The sequence below is a fragment of the Ruegeria sp. J8 genome (genome assembly GCF_056531925.1).
Genome location: NZ_JBQFMR010000003.1, coordinates 476823 through 492180 on the forward strand (window position 1 = coordinate 476823; position 15358 = coordinate 492180).

16 protein-coding genes are annotated in these 15358 nt (G+C 58.9%); 7 read left to right on the plus strand and 9 right to left on the minus strand.

Annotated elements, in window-relative coordinates:
- Window positions 1–71 precede the first annotated feature (71 nt).
- The 7 genes from ACR0L1_RS09055 (at window position 72) to ACR0L1_RS09085 (ending at window position 6983) form a co-directional block, all read left to right on the plus strand.
- Window positions 72–1460 (plus strand): 1-acyl-sn-glycerol-3-phosphate acyltransferase, encoded by a 1389-nt coding sequence (locus ACR0L1_RS09055; RefSeq protein WP_480858347.1) that lies wholly within the window; start codon window positions 72–74, stop codon window positions 1458–1460.
- Window positions 1461–1572: 112 nt separating this feature from the next.
- Window positions 1573–2859 (plus strand): crotonyl-CoA carboxylase/reductase, encoded by a 1287-nt coding sequence (gene ccrA, locus ACR0L1_RS09060; RefSeq protein ID WP_170772516.1) that lies wholly within the window; start codon window positions 1573–1575, stop codon window positions 2857–2859.
- Between the two features lie 207 nt (window positions 2860–3066).
- On the plus strand, window positions 3067–3285 hold the full coding sequence (locus tag ACR0L1_RS09065; RefSeq protein ID WP_170784701.1) for a hypothetical protein: 219 nt from the start codon (window positions 3067–3069) through the stop codon (window positions 3283–3285).
- Window positions 3224–3943, plus strand: a complete 720-nt coding sequence (locus ACR0L1_RS09070; protein WP_170789737.1) for a helix-turn-helix transcriptional regulator — start codon at window positions 3224–3226, stop codon at window positions 3941–3943. The genes ACR0L1_RS09065 and ACR0L1_RS09070 overlap by 62 nt, the downstream gene beginning before the upstream one ends.
- Before the next feature lie 83 nt (window positions 3944–4026).
- Window positions 4027–4665: an acyl-homoserine-lactone synthase gene (locus ACR0L1_RS09075; protein WP_480858350.1), complete on the plus strand. Its 639-nt coding sequence runs from the start codon at window positions 4027–4029 to the stop codon at window positions 4663–4665.
- A gap of 60 nt (window positions 4666–4725) precedes the next feature.
- Window positions 4726–6258, plus strand: coding sequence for an ATP-dependent DNA helicase (locus ACR0L1_RS09080; RefSeq protein ID WP_170789739.1), 1533 nt, complete (start codon window positions 4726–4728; stop codon window positions 6256–6258).
- Complete coding sequence (locus ACR0L1_RS09085; RefSeq protein ID WP_480858352.1) at window positions 6255–6983, plus strand: SDR family oxidoreductase; 729 nt, start codon at window positions 6255–6257, stop codon at window positions 6981–6983. The genes ACR0L1_RS09080 and ACR0L1_RS09085 overlap by 4 nt, the downstream gene beginning before the upstream one ends.
- A gap of 1 nt (window position 6984) precedes the next feature.
- Here ACR0L1_RS09085 and ACR0L1_RS09090 read toward each other — a convergent pair whose 3' ends face one another.
- The 9 genes from ACR0L1_RS09090 to ACR0L1_RS09130 form a co-directional block, all read right to left on the minus strand.
- Complete coding sequence (locus tag ACR0L1_RS09090; protein WP_170772508.1) at window positions 6985–7752, minus strand: TIGR02186 family protein; 768 nt, start codon at window positions 7750–7752, stop codon at window positions 6985–6987.
- Window positions 7753–7754: 2 nt separating this feature from the next.
- Window positions 7755–8675, minus strand: a complete 921-nt coding sequence (locus tag ACR0L1_RS09095; RefSeq protein WP_170772506.1) for a sulfite exporter TauE/SafE family protein — start codon at window positions 8673–8675, stop codon at window positions 7755–7757.
- A 249-nt stretch (window positions 8676–8924) separates the two neighbouring features.
- Window positions 8925–9893 carry an ABC transporter permease gene (locus tag ACR0L1_RS09100; RefSeq protein WP_170789742.1) on the minus strand — a complete coding sequence of 323 codons (969 nt, stop codon included), beginning with the start codon at window positions 9891–9893 and terminating at the stop codon, window positions 8925–8927.
- The gene (locus ACR0L1_RS09105) at window positions 9893–10987 is read right to left on the minus strand and encodes an ABC transporter permease (RefSeq protein WP_170751759.1); all 1095 of its coding nucleotides are present in this window, start codon (window positions 10985–10987) and stop codon (window positions 9893–9895) included. The genes ACR0L1_RS09100 and ACR0L1_RS09105 overlap by 1 nt, the downstream gene beginning before the upstream one ends.
- 3 nt (window positions 10988–10990) lie before the next feature.
- Window positions 10991–12520 (minus strand): ABC transporter ATP-binding protein, encoded by a 1530-nt coding sequence (locus ACR0L1_RS09110; RefSeq protein WP_170784865.1) that lies wholly within the window; start codon window positions 12518–12520, stop codon window positions 10991–10993.
- 87 nt (window positions 12521–12607) lie between these two features.
- Complete coding sequence (locus ACR0L1_RS09115) at window positions 12608–13606, minus strand: BMP family lipoprotein (RefSeq protein ID WP_480858355.1); 999 nt, start codon at window positions 13604–13606, stop codon at window positions 12608–12610.
- A gap of 158 nt (window positions 13607–13764) precedes the next feature.
- Window positions 13765–14178 (minus strand): GNAT family N-acetyltransferase, encoded by a 414-nt coding sequence (locus ACR0L1_RS09120; RefSeq protein WP_170789745.1) that lies wholly within the window; start codon window positions 14176–14178, stop codon window positions 13765–13767.
- Window positions 14175–14762, minus strand: coding sequence for a tRNA (adenosine(37)-N6)-threonylcarbamoyltransferase complex dimerization subunit type 1 TsaB (tsaB, locus tag ACR0L1_RS09125; protein ID WP_480858357.1), 588 nt, complete (start codon window positions 14760–14762; stop codon window positions 14175–14177). Before tsaB ends, ACR0L1_RS09120 begins: the two co-directional genes overlap by 4 nt.
- A complete protein-coding gene (locus tag ACR0L1_RS09130) occupies window positions 14752–15315 on the minus strand; it encodes a NifU family protein (RefSeq protein WP_480858359.1) in 564 nt (187 codons plus the stop codon). Before ACR0L1_RS09130 ends, tsaB begins: the two co-directional genes overlap by 11 nt.
- Between the last annotated feature and the right edge of the window lie 43 nt (window positions 15316–15358).

The window sequence follows — 15358 nt, forward strand, 5'->3', positions numbered from 1 at the left end:
CAATTCGCTGCGTTGCGGCATATGTGGTTCTTGTGATTGTAGGACGCAACGTTTGCTGTCAGGGTGCGCGCATGACTGAGACCGTGGAGCTTCCGCTTTGGCTGTTTTTGCTGATCCTGGTATTTGCCGCGGTCACATTTGCTTCGCATTTCCTGTTCCCTTCGGTGCGGTGGTTCTTTCGCCGTCGTCTTGAACGCGCAGTCAAACGCCTGAACACCCGCCTGCAACGCCCGATCCAACCGTTCAAGTTGGCCGAGCGGCACGACATGATCCAACGTCTGATCTATGACCCGCAGGTGGGGCAGGCTGTGCAAGACCATGCCCGCGAAACCGGGGTGCCCGAGGCGGTGGCCTTCGAAATGGCCCGCCGCTATGCGCGTGAAATCGTGCCCTCCTTTTCAGCCGTCGCCTATTTCAGCATCGCCATAAGGTTGGCGCGGATGCTGAGTAATGCGTTTTATGACGTGCGGCTCAGCTATCAGGATGAAGAGGCAATCAAGACTATCGACCCGGATGCGACCGTTGTGTTCGTGATGAACCACCGCAGCAACATGGATTACGTGCTGGTCACATATCTGGCCGCGCAACATTCAGCGCTGTCTTACGCGGTGGGGGAATGGGCACGAGTTTGGCCACTCAGCCGCTTGATCCGGGCCATGGGGGCCTACTTTATCCGGCGCAGATCGGGCAGTGAGCTGTACCGGCAGGTACTGGCTTGTTACGTGCGACACGCGACCGAAGCGGGGGTGACGCAGGCCATGTTCCCTGAAGGGGGGCTTAGTCTGACCGGTGCCTTAGGGCGCCCCAAGCTTGGTCTGTTGAAATACATACTGGACGGAACCAAGCCGGGCGGCAAGGACGTGGTGTTTGTTCCTGTTGCGCTGAATTATGACCGGGTGCTTGAGGACACAATCTTGACCAAGGCTGCACTTGGGAGTGAGAGGCGGTTTCGGGCTCGGATCGGAGTGATCACCGGGTGGATTCTGAAGCAGATCGGCCGCCGACTGATCGGGCGCTATACGCGCTTTGGTCTGGCGTCGGTGCGCTATGGCCGGCCCATTTCGTTGCAGGACTTCCGGGCCGAACATGAACAAGACGTCATGACTGACCTCGCTCGTGCTTTGATGGGACGTATCAAGGATGCAATCCCGTTGGTGCCGCTGCCTGCGATCTGCAAGCTGATCCAAGACCGAACTGAGTTGCTGGAGGATGATGTGCGCAGCCTTGTCGAGCAGGCCATGCGACGTGACGGAACTTTGACCGACCCGAGTGAGGCTGCAATCACCCAAGCTTTGGATCAACTTGTCCAAAGGCGGATTCTGAAACAAGTGGACGGGAAAATATCTCAATCTGGTCAAAGGGTTGACCTGCTGGAGTATTATGCGGCCTCGGCTCCGGGTGATGTGGAGTTCGGAGATGCTGCGCTCGCAAAGAGAGTTTCTGCATCCGCTGGGTCATAAAATTACAAAATAGATACAAAATTGGTTGCAATATTTCTCAAGGCCCAATATTTCATCTGGTAAGGACTGCGATTCTGCATCGCGGCAAACATTGAGATGGAAGGAGGCCAACATGGCTTTGGACACCGAAAGCGGTATCGCGACCTACGACGCGCCGGAAAAAGACCTCTATGAAATGGGTGAGATCCCTCCGATGGGGTTTGTACCCAAGAAGATGTACGCGTGGGCAATCCGCAAGGAGCGCCATGGCGAGCCGGACACGGCCATGCAGCTGGAAGTGGTCGATGTGCCCAAGCTGGACAGCCACGAGGTGCTGGTTCTGGTGATGGCGGCAGGTGTGAATTATAACGGCGTCTGGGCATCTTTGGGCAAACCGATCAGCCCGTTTGACGGTCACGGTCAACCGTTCCATATCGCGGGTTCGGATGCTTCGGGCATCGTCTGGGCCGTGGGAGACAAAGTGCGCCGCTGGAAAGTGGGTGATGAGGTCGTGATCCATTGCAATCAGGACGACGGCGACGACGAAGCCTGCAATGGCGGCGATCCGATGTACTCCGACAGCCAGCGTATCTGGGGCTATGAGACACCGGACGGGTCTTTTGCCCAGTTCACCAATGTCCAAGCGCAGCAGTTGATGCCGCGCCCGAAGCACCTGACCTGGGAAGAAAGCGCCTGCTATACGCTGACACTGGCCACCGCCTACCGGATGCTTTTCGGTCACGAGCCGCATGATCTGAAACCCGGTCAGAACGTTCTGGTTTGGGGCGCTTCGGGTGGTCTGGGATCTTATGCGATCCAGTTGATCAATACGGCGGGCGCAAATGCGATCGGTGTGATCTCGGATGAAAGCAAGCGTGATTTCGTGATGGGTCTGGGCGCAAAGGGCGTTCTGAATCGCAAAGATTTCAACTGCTGGGGTCAGCTGCCTACCGTCAACACGCCGGAATATGCCGAGTGGTTCAAAGAGGCCCGCAAATTCGGCAAGGCCATTTGGGACATCACCGGTAAGGGTGTGAATGTCGACATGGTGTTCGAACACCCCGGCGAAAGCACCTTCCCTGTCTCGACCTTCGTTGTGAAAAAGGGCGGTATGGTCGTGATCTGCGCCGGAACAACCGGCTATAACCTGACCTTCGACGTGCGTTACATGTGGATGCACCAGAAGCGCCTGCAAGGTTCGCACTTCGCGCACCTGAAACAGGCGTCCGCTGCGAACCAGTTGATGGTCGAACGTCGTCTGGACCCTTGCATGTCTGAAGTCTTTGCGTGGAACGAGCTGCCCGAAGCCCACATGAAAATGATGCGCAACGAACATAAACCGGGCAACATGTCGGTTCTGGTTCAGGCACCGCGCACTGGCATGCGGACTCTGGAAGAGGTTCTGGACGCACGCGGATAACCGACCTGCTCTATCAGAAATCGCGCCCGCGAATCGTTAGTCAGGTTCGCGGGCGCGCTGCGTTTTATGCGCAGGTGATCCTTTTCAACGACTTGCAGAACCCGGCCCCGCTATTTTTGGGGAGTAGAAACCAGTGAATAGCCTAAAAAACACTGCACATGTTATGGTTGTGTTAACCCTTCGTTAACCGTTTCGGAGCGACTCTAGATGGCGAAAAATGAGTGGATACTGGACGTTTTGTCGGATCTCAACGCCTTTGCGGTTGAGAACGGTTTGACCGCCCTTGCCGAGCAGTTGGATGACACCAAGCTGATCGCAGCGGCCGAGATTGCGTCCTTGAAGGATGAGGCTCGGACGCCCGCGAATGGGAACAGATCTGGATATGGCTCAGGTCCTGGAGGACTTGGAAAACACCAGCACGCTTGATGAATTGGGTGCGGTCGCCCTTGGATTACGCGACCGATTGCACATCGAGCATCTGATCTATCATTGGGTCGACGGGGCCGGGGACCAGTACGGGTATACGACCTATCCCGACGCCTGGGCCGAAAGATATCTCGAGCGGAATTACCACCGTATTGACCCCGTCATCCTGGGATGCTTTCAGCGCTTTCATCCTGTGGATTGGAAATCTCTGGACTGGTCCGGCAAGGTGGCGAAGAATTTCCTACAGGACGCGTTGGAGCACGGGGTAGGCAACCAGGGCTATTCGATCCCGATCCGGGGCCCGAACGGCCAGTTTGCGCTGTTCACCGTAAACCACACCTGCGACGATGCCAGTTGGAAAGCTTTCATCGATACCCATGGGCGTGAGCTGATCCTGATTGCGCATTATTTCAATCGAAAGGCGCTGGAGTTTGAACGCGACCGTCAACCGGATGCGCCGCGCGGGCTGTCCCCACGCGAGGTGGATGCCATGACCCTTCTGGCGCTGGGCTATAGCCGAGCGCAAGTGGCGCATTCCTTGTCAATCTCTGAACACACGCTGCGTGTTTATATCGAAAGCGCCCGCGCCAAGCTTGGGGCACAGAATACCACCCACGCGATCGCAACGGCGCTCAGTCGGGGATTAATAGTCGTTTAACGACCGCGCGCCCCTCGAACCGGAAATTAACCACGACTTTGTACCCCCTTCGTTCTTGCACAGGACGACAAGGGGAAAAAGTCATGCTGCGCTATTTGTTTGCCGACGAACTTCACAAGTTTCCGGATCTCGCCGACGGAATGTTCCGCGACCGGGCCGATCAATTCAAAACCCGGCTGGGTTGGGACGTGCGTATAAACGAAAAGGGGGAAGAGAGGGATCAGTATGACGATCTGAACCCGCTCTACGTTATCTGGGAAGAAGAGGATGGTAGTCACGGCGGGTCCATGCGTGTGTTGCCTACCACTGGGCGCGTTATGGTGAACGAAGTATTCGGGCATCTGACCGGGGGTGAACCGATCAACAGCCCCCTGATCTGGGAGGTGACACGCTTTTGCCTGTCCCGAACGGCCAGCCCACATACCGCCGGTGCCATTATGCTAAGCGGGGGTGAAATCATGGAAGGGTTCGGCCTGACTCATATCGCGGGTGTGTTTGATGCGCGCATGATTCGGATTTACCGGCTGATAGGGTCGTCTCCGGTCGTTCTTGGCTCGGAAGGGAATGGGCGTGATCAGATTTCCGTCGGGTTGTGGCCTTATTCTTCCGACGATTGCAACCGTGTGGCCGAGCGTGCCGGTATCCCGCGTGAACTGTCGCGCCTTTGGTTCAAGACCGCGTTTGGCACCGGTCGGCAGCATCGGTTTGCTCTGTCGGCATAAGCTGTTGAAAACCGGAAACCGCATCTGGTGATGGCGGGCGCGGCCTTGTAGGGTCGCGCCATGTCTACGCCCTTAGTGACCTTCTCGGACGACCAAGCCGCTGCTTATGACAACATCGCCGAGATGTTGAGGTCGGCAGGCGTTGATCTGGATGACGATGCCCTTCTGAAACTGCCGGGCAATGGCAAATCCGGTGTGATGGCGGTGATCGGAAAGGCTGGGTCGGGCAAGACGCTGCTGTTGGCCGAGCTTTACAAGGCGCTGGCTGAAACTGGCGTTCAGATCGTCTCGGGCGATTTTGAAAGCCGCAAGGCGCGGGACAAACGCAGCCTTGCTATTCTAGCGCCCACCAACAAGGCGGCCAGTGTGTTGCGGTTGCGCGGCGTTCCTGCGACCACGATCCACCGTATTCTCTACACGCCGGTCTATGACCCCGAATATGAGCGGATTGCCGAGTGGCTGGCCGGAAACGACGAACGCCCCGAAATCGAAGGGTTGACGGACGAGGCATTGGACCGTGCCGCCGCGTTTTATGAAAACAACAAATCCATTCCGGGTGCTTTGGCTGCTGCTGGGCTGCGCGGGTCGGATTTCATTACTGGCTGGAAACGTCGGGAAGAACCTTTGGATATCGGGTTCGTAGACGAAGCCTCGATGTTGGACGACCGGCAGTTCGAGGACCTGCAGGAGATTTTCCCGACACTGTTGCTGTTTGGCGATCCGGCGCAGTTGGCTCCGGTCAATCAATCGGGCAGCATGGTGTTTGACGGTCTGCCCGAGCCGCGAAAACAAATCCTGCATCGCGTGCATCGTCAGACGGCAGACAACCCCATTCTGGATCTGGCCCATGCGCTGGCGGACCCTGCCATGGGGTTTGAAGATTTCGAGCGTCTGGTTGAACAAACGGCCCGGCAGGATGACCGCGTTCTGTGGGGGCAGCGGGTCGAGGTTGATCTGATGGCCCGCAGCCCGGTTCTGGTGTGGCGCAATGCGACCCGCATTCGTTTGATTCAGGCGTTTCGGCAGGTGCATGGTGCCCCGGATACTGAATTGCTGGAAGGCGAGCCGCTGATCTGTGATGGGATCGAACTGCCCTTGAAGCATCGCAAGAAGCGTCTGGACCTTGAGGCGCGCGGGCTGATCAAAGGGGCGCAGGTTGTTTATCTGGGGCCGGGTCGCAAGCCGGGTTTTTCGCGCCTGCATGTCATGGGGGCCGAAGACCCGCAGGTCAGCGCGGCCTCGATCGTCAAAATCGAAATGCCGGATGAGGAAGAGCCGTTCATCCCCTATGCCGCCCGCATGGGCGCGACTTTTCTGCATGGGGCGGCCGTGACTATCCACAAGGCGCAGGGGTCGCAATGGGACACAGTGCAGGTCTTTGCACCGGATATCTATGCCGCCGCTCGGATGGGCCGGACCGAGGCCGGGCAGCCTTTGTGGAAACGTCTGGCTTATGTGGCGATCACGCGCGCGCAGGAGCGGTTGATCTGGGTCGTGCGCAATCGTCTGGCAAAGCCGACCTATCCGTTACGCATTGATGACTTGCGGGCGGTTCCGGCGGCCTCGCTGACATTGGAGGCGGAAGAGACATGAAGACGATCATCGTAACCGGCGCAAGCTCGGGCATAGGGCGCGCCACAGCCGAGCTGTTTCTGAACAACGGCTGGACCGTCGGCCTGTTGGCCCGTAGCGCCGAAAAGCTGAATGAAATAGCGCAACAACATTCCAAGGCGATCGCGCTGGCGGCAGATGTGACGGATCCGGTCGCGGTCGCGCGGGCTTTTCGGACGTTTTCGAACCGGGCAGACAGGCTGGATGTCTTGTTCAACAACGCGGGCATCTTTGCCCCCGGTGGTACAATTGATGAGATCGCGTTGGACGACTGGTACCAAAGCGTCAACGTGAACTTGAACGGCATGTTCCTGTGCGCGCGCGAAGCCTTTCGGATCATGCGACACCAGTCGTCGCAAGGCGGCCGGATCATCAACAACGGGTCGATTGCCGCTTATGTCCCCAGGGCGAATTCGGTGCATTATTCGGCGACCAAACACGCGATCACGGGGCTGACACGCAGCCTGTCGCTGGATGGGCGCGACTTTGGCATTGCCTGCGGTCAAATCGACATCGGCAACGCGCGAACGCAGATGGTGCAGGGACTGGTCGACAGCGCCGTTGCTGCGGGACAGCAGCCGGATCCCACGATGGATGTTGAGGATGCAGCCCGGTCCGTGCTGCACATGGCGTCTTTGCCGCCCGAAGCGAATGTGCAGTTCATGACGGTAATGGCCACGACGATGCCCTATATCGGGCGCGGCTAGATCAGTTTTCGCGCAGCAGGCGGAAGGCCGTGGAGGCGCCCCAACCAGCGGCAATAGCGATGACCAGCGACATAAGCCCGTACCACACCGGTTGTTGGCGGGACATGTTGTAGAGGAACCGCTCTAACCCAACCTTGCGCACGTCAATCGTTGTTTCGAACTCAGAGATCACTTCGCGACCTCGGGTCAGGAAGATTCGCGCGGCATAGTCGCCCTCAGTCAGGTCAGCGGGCATGGCGATCGAGGTTCTGAACAAGGTTTGCTCATCCACCGCCACGGTGTTTTCGCGGATCGAATAGAGGCCTTCATCCTCGCGAATACGCACTACGGCATCCGCAAAATCCTGCGCGCCCTTGATGTGCATAGCGGCTCCGACCGAGCGGATGGCTCGTTCGATCGAGACGCGGTATCTCAGATCCTCGGTATCCGATAGGATTTCCTTCAGTGGTCCGCTTGTGGCCACGGCGTAAAAGCTGGGGGCGAGGTCGACCAGAACGCTGTCGGTGTTGACCCAGATGCCCAGCTTACGCTCTTTCCGCCGGACAGTTACGGGGCTGGACGGCCCGGCCACGGCGACGATCACCTCAAGCGGAGGGCCGTCCGGGATCGGTGTTTCGCGTTTGACGGCACCAAAAATCAGTATCTCGGACCCGTCGAAGGTTGCAGTGATTGCAACGCGGTCCTGGCTGAGGCCAAGCACTACGGATTCTTCTTCGGCCAAAGCTGGAGTGGTGCAGAGGGCAAGTAACAGGATCAGCCGTTTCAGCATGATCAATGCCCCCCTTCCGCGCCAAGCGAATACAGCTCGGACGGTTCCAGTAGCAGGTCCAGCGCCAGTTTACCGCACACCACCAAAACCAGCGCGGCCAGCAGAACCCGAAGCTGCTCAGCCGGCATACGCGCGCCAATCACGGTCCCGATCTGCGCCCCGACAACACCGCCCACTAGCAGTAGGACAGCCAGCACGATATCGACCGTGTAGTTCGTGGTTGCGTGCAACATCGTGGTGAAGGCCGTGACGAAGATGATTTGAAACAGCGAGGTCCCAACAACCACCTTTGTCGGCATTCCCAGCAGATAGATCATCGCGGGCACCATGATGAACCCGCCGCCCACGCCCATGATGGCGGACAAAACGCCCACGCACAGGCCGACCAGAACCGGCGGAATAACCGAGATATAAAGGCCGGACGTGCGAAAGCGCATCTTGAACGGCATCGCGTGGACCCAGCCGCGCTGACGGCGCGCTGCGGGCGCGGCCCCGCCTTTTTTAGACTTGCGCAGCGCATTCAGGCTTTCGATAAACATCAGGCTGCCGACTACGCCCAGAAATACGACGTAGCACAGTGTGACCAGCAGATCGACCTGCCCGAGGCTTTTGAGGTAGTTGAATACCACCACCCCAAGGGCCGCGCCCATTAAGCCCCCCGTCAGCAAAACAGTCCCCATTTTGAGGTCGACGGTCTTTCGCCTGAAATGAGCCAACACCCCGGAAAAGGACGAGGCGACGATCTGGTTTGCTTCGGTCGCCACTGCGACAGCTGGGGGGATGCCTATGAAGAACAGCAGCGGCGTCATCAGAAACCCGCCACCGACACCGAACATGCCGGATAGAATCCCGACCATGCCCCCGAGTCCCAGCAGCAGAAAGGCGTTGACGGAAACTTCGGCAATGGGAAGGTAAATCTGCATGATAAACTAGTACTTGAGGCCAGATGCGCCGTTCAACGCCGCAAAGCTCGTTTCAACAGAAAATGACGGAAGCCGGTTGTGACCCGCTAAGGCAATCCGCAGAAACCCGGCCACAGTGGGCTTTTTTCCAAGGACAGCTATCACAGGAAACACTCGCATACCTCTTTAGAGCGGGTGCGGCATGTAAAATCAACTCTACATGCCGCTCTGCAGCAAAAAGGACTGAAAGGAATCCTGAAACTGGACCTATCAGCGCTCTTTCACGTAGGGTTCGCCACCCGCGCGGGGCGGTACAGCCTTGCCGACGAACCCGGCCAGAATGACCACGGTCAGGATATAAGGCAGCGCGTCCATGACCTGTACAGGGATGATGACACCGCCAAGGTCGATATTCTGGAACCGCAGCGCAATTGCCTGAAGCAGGCCGAATAGGAGACAGGCACCCATCGCGTGCCAGGGCCGCCACTTGGCAAAGATCAGCGCGGCTAGTGCGATGAACCCGCGACCGGCGGTCATTTCTTTGACGAAGCCGGCTTGCAGGGCGGTCGCCAGATAGGCGCCCGCGATCCCGCACAGAACACCGCAAATTGCCACGGCAGCAAAGCGCAGTCCCACGACCGAGACCCCGGCCGTATCAACGGCGGCCGGGTTTTCGCCCACGGCCCGCAAACGCAGGCCAAAACGGGTGCGGTACAGAATCCACCACGTCAGCGGCACCATCAGGAAAGCGACGTAGACGAGGATCGAGTGCCCTGAAAGTAACTCGGAATATATTGGCCCAATGATAGGCACACTGCTCAACGCGTCGGCAAAGGGGAAGTTGATCGGCTCGAACCGGCCCCCGCCGAAAAGGGACGGGGTTCGCCCGCCCTGCTGGAACCAACTTTGTGCGACCAGAACTGTCATCCCCGAGGCTAGGAAGTTGATCGCCACGCCCGAGATCAGCTGATTGCCCCGGAACGTGATCGAAGCAACGCCATGCAGGGCCGACAGGATCAGTGAAGCCCCGATCCCAGCCAGAAGGCCCAGCCAGACCGAGCCGGTCACAGCGGCCACGGCGGCCGAGAAGAAGGCGGACATGAGCATCTTGCCCTCAAGCCCGATGTCAAAGATGCCCGCGCGTTCCGAATAGAGCCCCGCCAGACAGGCCAGCAGCAGCGGCGTTGCCAGTCGAATTGTCGAATCGAGGACTTGGATAAGAGTTACGAAGGCCTCCATCACTGCGCTCCTTTCCGCAGACTCAGGAACAGCTTTTCAAGCGGCATCCGTACCATGTTGTCCAATGCTCCGGTGAACAGGATAACAAGCGCCTGAATCACCACGATCAGCTCACGCGGGATCGAGGTCCACAGCGCAAGTTCTGCGCCACCCTGATAAAGGAACCCGAACAAGATCGCGGCAAGGAACACCCCGAACGGGTGCGACCGCCCCATCAGCGCCACGGCGATTCCGATGAACCCTGCGCCCTCGGTCGAGTTCAGGACCAGACGTTCCGCCTCGCCCATGACGTTGTTGATGGCCATCATTCCGGCCAATCCGCCCGAGATCAGCATGGCGATAATGGTTATGCGCACCGGGGAAATCCCGGCATAGACGGCCCCGGTTTCCGAATGGCCGTAGGCGCGGATTTCATAGCCCAGCCGCGTGCGCCAGATCAGCGCCCAGACCGCGACACAGGCCAGCAAGGCCACAAAGAACGAGATATTCGCGGGCGCGCCGCGGAACAGAGCATTCTCGGCGGTCGAGAACATGGATTGGAAGGTTGGCAAATGCACCGTTTCGGGGAAACGCGCGGTTGCCGGGTCTTGCGAGCCCTGCGGGCGCATCACGTTGACCAGCATATAGTTCAGGAAAGCTGCCGCGATGAAGTTGAACATGATCGTGGTGATTACGATGTGGCTGCCGCGCTTGGCTTGCAGGTAGGCGGGAATTGCCGCCCACATGGCACCGAACAGGGCCGATCCGACACAGGCGGCCAGCAGGGCAATACTCCAGTGTGGCCAGTCAATATAGAGGCACACCATGGCGACGCCCAGACCGCCCAGCATGGCCTGACCTTCACCGCCGATGTTGAACAGACGCGCGTGAAATGCCACGGCTACGGCCAAACCGGTGAACATGAAGTTGGTCGCGTAATACAGCGTATAGCCCCAGCCATAGGTCGACCCCAGCGCGCCGGTGACCATCAGGTTCACGGCCTCGATAGGGTTTTCACCTATGGCGAGGATCACCAGCGCCGAGAGGATTGCGGCCAGTACCAGACTGATCAGCGGGATCAGAACGACATCGGCCCATTTGGGCATTTTATCCATGCTTCACGCGGCCTTTCCCGCAACACCGGCCATCAGCAGGCCCAGCTCTTTTTCATCCGTCTCATGGGGCAGGCGTTCGCCCATGATATGTCCGTCAAACATCACCGCAATCCGGTCGGACAGCGAGAAGATCTCTTCCAGCTCGACCGAGACCAGCAAGATCGCCTTGCCCTGATCGCGCAGAGCGACGATCTGTTTGTGAATGAACTCGATCGCGCCAATATCCACGCCGCGGGTGGGTTGACCGACGAGCAACAGATCGGGGTTCCGCTCGATCTCGCGCGCGACGACGATCTTTTGCTGGTTCCCGCCCGAGAAGTTCTTGGCCGCAAGCCAGCCATCGGGCGGGCGGACGTCGAACTTTTCCATCTTGGCCTCTGTATCAGCGCGCAGGGCGGAGTTGTCCATGAACAGCCCCCGCTTGTAGGCCGGGTCGCGGTGATAGCCGAAGGCCACGTTCTCCCACGCGTGAAAGTCCATGATCAGACCTTCGCGCTGGCGGTCCTCGGGTACATGCGCAATGCCTTGCGCACGGCGGGTTTGACCATCCGAGCCCGCCCCGCTTAGCACCAAGGGCGCGCCGTTCAGGCGGATCGTGCCTTGACCCGGACGCATCCCGCCCAGAACCTCAAGCAGTTCAGACTGACCATTTCCGGCAACCCCAGCTATCCCCACGATTTCACCCGCGCGGACGGTCAGGTCGATGCCTTTGACCCGCTCGACACCCGCACCATCGGTGACACTCAGATTTTCAATCTCAAGCACGGGCTGGCCGGGTTTTGCGGGCAGTTTATCAACCTGCAACAGCACTTTGCGCCCAACCATAAGCTCGGCCAGTTCCTGCGGGTTGGTATCGGCGGTTTTGACTGTGGCCGTCATCTCACCACGCCGCATGACCGAGACGGTGTCGGTGTTTTCCATGATCTCGCGCAGCTTGTGGGTGATCACGATGATCGTCTTGCCCTCGGACCGCAGCCGGTCGAGGATGCGGAACAGCTGATCGGCCTCGGCCGGGGTCAGAACCCCGGTGGGTTCGTCCAGAATCAGAATTTCGGCCTTGCGATACAGTGCTTTGAGAATTTCGACACGCTGCTGCATGCCCACGCCGATCTCGTCGATACGCTTGTCGGGGTCGACGAACAGCTCGTATTCTTCTTCCAGCGCTTTCAGTTCTTTACGCGCTTTGGACAGCGAGGGGGCCAGCAGCCCTCCGTCCTCGGCGCCCAGAACGATGTTTTCCAGAACGGTGAAGTTTTCCACTAGCTTGAAATGCTGGAACACCATCCCGATGCCCGCTGCAATCGCGGCTTGGCTGTCCGGGATGTCGGTCTTGGTACCGTTAATCCAGATCTCGCCCTTATCGGCCTTGTAAAAGCCGTAGAGGATGCTCATCAGCGTGGACTTGCCCGCGCCGTTTTCACCGATGATCCCATGGATCGTACCGGGAGTGACGCTGATCGAGATGTCTTTGTTGGCCTGAACCGGCCCAAAGGCTTTGGAAATGCCCTTAAGCTCAATGGCGGGGACGCTCATGTCTTGTCCTCAGATTGCCGAAAAGGCCGCATGGCGCGCGGCAGGGTAGGAGGCCGGGCGGAGGCTAAAACCCCCGCCCGCGCGATATCAGAACTGCAGTGCGGGGCAGCTGTCGTTCTCGTAATAGCTGGTCACCGTGACATTGCCGTCAATGATGTCCTGACGCGCCTTTTCGACCGCGCCTTTCATCTCGTCCGAGACCAGCGACGCGTTGTTGTCGTCCATGGCAACGCCTACGCCTTCTTCGGCCAGACCCATGGCGAAGACGCCGGTTTCAAGGTTCTCACCCGCTTTCATCGCGTCATAAACGGCGACGTCCACGCGTTTCAGCATCGAAGTCAGTACCTTACCCGGATGCAGGTGGTTCTGGTTGCTGTCCACGCCGATCGACAAAATGCCTTCGTCGGCAGCGGTTTGCAGAACACCCACGCCGGTGCCGCCTGCGGCTGCATAGATCACGTCAGCACCCTGGCTGATCTGCGCCTTGGTCAGCTCCGATCCCTTCACCGGGTCGTTCCATGCGGCAGGAGTGGTGCCGGTCATGTTGGCAACAACTTCGATGTCAGGGTTCACAGCTTTGGCACCCTGGGCATAGCCACAGCCAAAGTGACGGATCAGCGGGATGTCCATGCCACCAATGAAACCAACGGTGCCAGATTCAGACGCCATCGCTGCCATCATGCCAACCAAATACGAGCCCTCATGCTCGGCAAAGCCGATCTGACGCACGTTGGGCGCGTCCAGCCAGTTCACGTCAACTGCGACGAATTTGGTGTCGGGATAGTCGCCCGCAACAGCCGACAGCGGATCGGCCATGGCAAAGCCCATGGTGATGATCGGGTTCAGACCGGCCTCGGCAAAGCGGCGCAGAGCTTGTTCGCGCTGGGCTTCGGATTGCAGTTCGATCTCGCGATAGCTGCCACCGGTTTCATCGGCCCAACGCTGCGCGCCATTATGGGCGGCCTCGTTGAACGATTTGTCAAACTTACCACCCAGGTCGAAGATCAGGGCCGGTTCAGCGAGGGCCGCACCTGCGGTCAGTGCGACGGCCGCGGCGGCGCCCATCAAGGATTTCATCAGGGTCATTTGTTACTCCCGTTGTTATTGTCGGTCGGGGCCAAGATAGCCCCGTTCACCCACTAAGAGCGAGCATATCTGTTGTGATGGCGGGAATTAAGGCCGTTTGCAACAGCCGGGGTCAACTGATTTTTGACCAACTGGTCGAAAAAAATTTGATACGTCGTTCAGGTCAAGTCACATTCCATCACAACGGCGTCAATTTTCTGATTGTTTTCGCGCACATAGTAGCCCCGTCGCAATCCGCAGGGGCGATAGCCGCAGGTTTCATACAGGGAAATTGCCGCAGCATTGTCTTGCGCCACTTCCAGAAAAGCTCGCCTCGCGCCCAAAGTTTTAGCCAAAGCGTGCCATTCTTCCATCCGCGCCCGCGCCAACCCCTGACGCTGCATCTGGGGGCAGGTCGCTATTGTCAGCAGTTCGGCCTCGTCTGCGATGACCTGAATCAGTGCGAAAGAGTGTTCGTTTCCAACCACATGGGTAAAGTGATTCTGTAGAAGGTCGTTGAATTCGGCCTCGGTCCACGGTCGCGACTGCGTGAAGGCCGCCGCGTGGGTGCCGGCCAACGCGCGGGGGGTCATTCGTCCAGCAGGACCGGAGGCAGGTCCTTGGACGGAGCGGCGTCCGCAGCCCGCGCATAAAGCGGGGCCGGAGGGCCGTCATTGCTCTGCCATCTCTGTCGGGTCACATGCGCGATGCCGCGGACCTGCAATTCAGCGTCGTCATTGAAGATCAACGGGCCGAGTGATTCTGCCTGATCAAGCGGGATCAGAGCGGGCGAGTGACCAGCAGGCGCAACATAAACTTGATCGCGGGGCGCGCGAATGGCGGGAACCGCGTCTTCTGCGCCATCGGCAAGCGCATCGAACCCCGAGACTCCGACCGCAGGGATGCCCAAACCCAATACAAGGCCACGTGCAGCGGATACCGATATGCGGATGCCAGTGAAATTGCCCGGGCCGATGCCGACGCCGATGGCCGACAGATCCTGCCATGTGCAGTCTGCCTCAGCTAGCAATTCCTCAAGCAGGGGCATCAGACGTTCGGCCTGGCCACGTGTCATCTGTTCAACTCGGGTTGCGACGATCTGGTCCCCGTCTAACAAAGCGGCCGCGCAATGCGCGGCCGATGTGTCAAACGCCAGAATGATCGGATCAGACGGCAACAGGGCGTACCTCGGTCACTTCGGGGATGTAGTGACGCAGCAGGTTCTCGATCCCCATTTTCAGTGTCAGGGTCGAGGACGGGCAGTTCGCGCAAGCCCCCTGCATGTGCAGATAGACGACGCCGCGGTCAAATCCGTGGAAGGTGATGTCACCACCATCCTGAGCGACCGCAGGGCGCACACGACTGTCCAGCAGGTCCTTGATCTGGTTGACCACCTCGGCGTCTTCGCCGGTATGTTCTGCGTGGCCCGACTCCGTCGCGGCATCTGCCGCCATGACCGGCTGGCCGGATTGGTAGTGCTCCATCACCGCGCCAAGGATAGCGGGTTTGATATGGTCCCACTGCACGTCTTCCGATTTGGTGACGGTTACGAAATCATTGCCAAAGAACACGCCAGTTACACCGCTGACGGTGAAAATCCGGTTGGCCAGAGGTGATTTCTCTGCCGCGTCTGCCGATGGAAAGTCTGCAGTTCCTGCCTCCAGCACGGTCTGGCCGGGCAGGAATTTCAGGGTGGCGGGGTTCGGCGTGGATTCGGTCTGGATGAACATGGCGCGGCTCCGTTTCAGTTGTTCCTGATATGCGGGTCCATGC

Coding starts and splice junctions, on each gene's coding strand:
- ACR0L1_RS09095 (WP_170772506.1), bottom strand. CDS start 8,675: ATGCAGATTTACCTTCCCATTGCCGAAGTTTCCGTCAACGCCTTTCTG.
- ACR0L1_RS09080 (WP_170789739.1), top strand. CDS start 4,726: ATGTCTACGCCCTTAGTGACCTTCTCGGACGACCAAGCCGCTGCTTAT.
- ACR0L1_RS09070 (WP_170789737.1), top strand. CDS start 3,224: ATGGGAACAGATCTGGATATGGCTCAGGTCCTGGAGGACTTGGAAAAC.
- ACR0L1_RS09130 (WP_480858359.1), bottom strand. CDS start 15,315: ATGTTCATCCAGACCGAATCCACGCCGAACCCCGCCACCCTGAAATTC.
- ACR0L1_RS09100 (WP_170789742.1), bottom strand. CDS start 9,893: ATGGAGGCCTTCGTAACTCTTATCCAAGTCCTCGATTCGACAATTCGA.
- ACR0L1_RS09075 (WP_480858350.1), top strand. CDS start 4,027: ATGCTGCGCTATTTGTTTGCCGACGAACTTCACAAGTTTCCGGATCTC.
- ACR0L1_RS09105 (WP_170751759.1), bottom strand. CDS start 10,987: ATGGATAAAATGCCCAAATGGGCCGATGTCGTTCTGATCCCGCTGATC.
- ccrA (WP_170772516.1), top strand. CDS start 1,573: ATGGCTTTGGACACCGAAAGCGGTATCGCGACCTACGACGCGCCGGAA.
- ACR0L1_RS09085 (WP_480858352.1), top strand. CDS start 6,255: ATGAAGACGATCATCGTAACCGGCGCAAGCTCGGGCATAGGGCGCGCC.
- ACR0L1_RS09110 (WP_170784865.1), bottom strand. CDS start 12,520: ATGAGCGTCCCCGCCATTGAGCTTAAGGGCATTTCCAAAGCCTTTGGG.
- ACR0L1_RS09055 (WP_480858347.1), top strand. CDS start 72: ATGACTGAGACCGTGGAGCTTCCGCTTTGGCTGTTTTTGCTGATCCTG.
- ACR0L1_RS09065 (WP_170784701.1), top strand. CDS start 3,067: ATGGCGAAAAATGAGTGGATACTGGACGTTTTGTCGGATCTCAACGCC.
- ACR0L1_RS09120 (WP_170789745.1), bottom strand. CDS start 14,178: ATGACCCCCCGCGCGTTGGCCGGCACCCACGCGGCGGCCTTCACGCAG.
- ACR0L1_RS09115 (WP_480858355.1), bottom strand. CDS start 13,606: ATGACCCTGATGAAATCCTTGATGGGCGCCGCCGCGGCCGTCGCACTG.
- ACR0L1_RS09090 (WP_170772508.1), bottom strand. CDS start 7,752: ATGCTGAAACGGCTGATCCTGTTACTTGCCCTCTGCACCACTCCAGCT.